Source organism: Mycobacterium sp. (assembly GCF_050701675.1).
In the GTDB taxonomy this organism is placed as follows: Bacteria; Actinomycetota; Actinomycetes; order Mycobacteriales; family Mycobacteriaceae; genus Mycobacterium.
Window position 1 is genome coordinate 1 of record NZ_JBOGDD010000300.1, and the last position, 1,871, is coordinate 1,871.

At 69.6% G+C, this 1,871-nt stretch carries 1 protein-coding gene; it reads left to right on the plus strand.

Annotated features, from left to right (window positions below):
- Window positions 1-1,871: type VII secretion protein EccCa (eccCa, locus tag ACRDUX_RS08895; RefSeq protein ID WP_526413021.1), on the plus strand; the 1,871-nt coding region annotated here is incomplete at both ends.

Genomic DNA, 1,871 nt, shown 5'->3' on the forward strand with positions numbered 1-1,871 from the left:
GCACTGGAGTCATCCCGAACCGGCGGCTACGTGGACCCTCGTCGGCGGCGCCCGCATGTGGGAGCGGCGTCCCGACGATGAGGACTTCTGCCTCGTCCGGGTCGGCATCGGTGCCGGTCCGCTGTCCACCCCGCTGGTGCTGCCGGAGCCCGGACAGGCCGAGTCACGGGATCCGGTGACGGCGGAGGCGCTTGCCCGGATGGTCGCGGATCGGTCGACGGTGCCGGGTCTGCCGATCACCGTCGACCTGCTCGCGCACCCGCGCATCCTCGTCGAGGGAGCGCAGGAGGCAGCGCGCGGACTGGTGCGGGCCATGGTGTGTCAATTGGCCGTCCTGCACGCTCCCGACGTCCTGGAGATCACTGCCGTCGGCTCTGCCTGCGAGCGCGAATGGGACTGGCTGAAATGGTTGCCGCATCACCGGCATTCGAGCCGGGCTGGCCACGAGGCGCACCGGGTGGTCATCGTGGACGGTGGTCCCGACCCCGTCGACCTCCGTCAGCGGCCAGGGGGTGCGACGGTGGTGGTCATCGGTCAGGCGCGGGCGGGTGACGGTCTGTGTCTGGACGTCGACGACCGCGTGGCCTTCGAACGGCCGGATGCGTTGACCTCGACTCAGGCGGTCGTCTGCGCCAGGAGGCTGGCCCGGTTCGCTACGACGTCCACGCCTACCAGGAGCGCCGCGGACTGGCCGGACCTCGTCGGCATCGGTGACCCCGCACGCATCGACTGCGAGCGGGTGTGGCGGCGACGAACGGGGGACCGGCGCCTCCGGGTGGTCATCGGGGTGGGTGACGGCGGCGAGCCCGTCGAACTGGACATCAAGGAGGCGGCCAACGGGGGTATGGGCCCGCACGGGCTGTGCGTTGGTGCGACCGGATCGGGCAAGTCGGAGTTCCTGCGGACGCTGGCGCTCGGCCTGATTGCGACCCACCCGCCCGATGAGCTGAACCTGGTCCTCGTCGACTTCAAGGGTGGGGCGACGTTTCTCGGCTTCGAGCGTTTGAGACACGTCGCGGCCGTGGTCACCAACCTCTCCGAAGAACAGCACCTGGTGGCGCGGATGCGAGACGCCCTTGCCGGTGAGATGACGCGGCGGCAACGGGTGCTGCGAGGCGCGGGAAACTTTCTGAACGTCGGCGACTACGACGCGGCGCGTGCTGGGGGTGCGGACCTCGAGCCGCTGCCCGCCCTGCTCGTCATCGTCGACGAGTTCTCCGAACTGCTCAGCCAGCACCCCGACTTCGCCGAATTGTTCGTCGCGGTCGGCCGCCTCGGTCGGTCGCTTGGCATGCACCTGCTGCTCGCGAGTCAGCGTCTCGACGAAGGCCGGTTACGCGGGATCGAGACCCACCTGTCATACCGTGTCTGTTTGAAGACGTTCTCCGCCAGCGAGTCCCGAACCGTACTCGGAACGACGGAGGCCTATGACCTGCCTGCCACTCCCGGTGCGGCATTCCTCAAGACGGCGTCCGGTGAGCTGGTGCGGTTTCGTACCGCGTTCGTCTCCGGACCCGTCACCACGCCCGCGCCGCCGCGCGGCGTGGTCCCGATGCCGTTCACGGCGGCCAGTTCCCAGCAGCTGGGCGCAGAACGCCTTCGTACCCATGGATCTCGAGCCCTGCTGGACGTCGTGGTGGATGGATTGGCCGCAAGGGGCGAGGCCGCACATCAAGTGTGGCTGCCTCCGCTGGAGGTAGCGCCGACGCTCGGTGCCCTGCTCGCAGGCGTCGGGCAACCGGGTACACCGCTGGTCGTGCCGATCGGTTTGGTGGACAACCCGTTTGCGCAGCGACGCGATCACCTGCAGGTCGACCTGCGGGCGGCGGGCGGCAATGCTGCGGTCGTCGGCGGCCCGCGGGCCGGGAAGA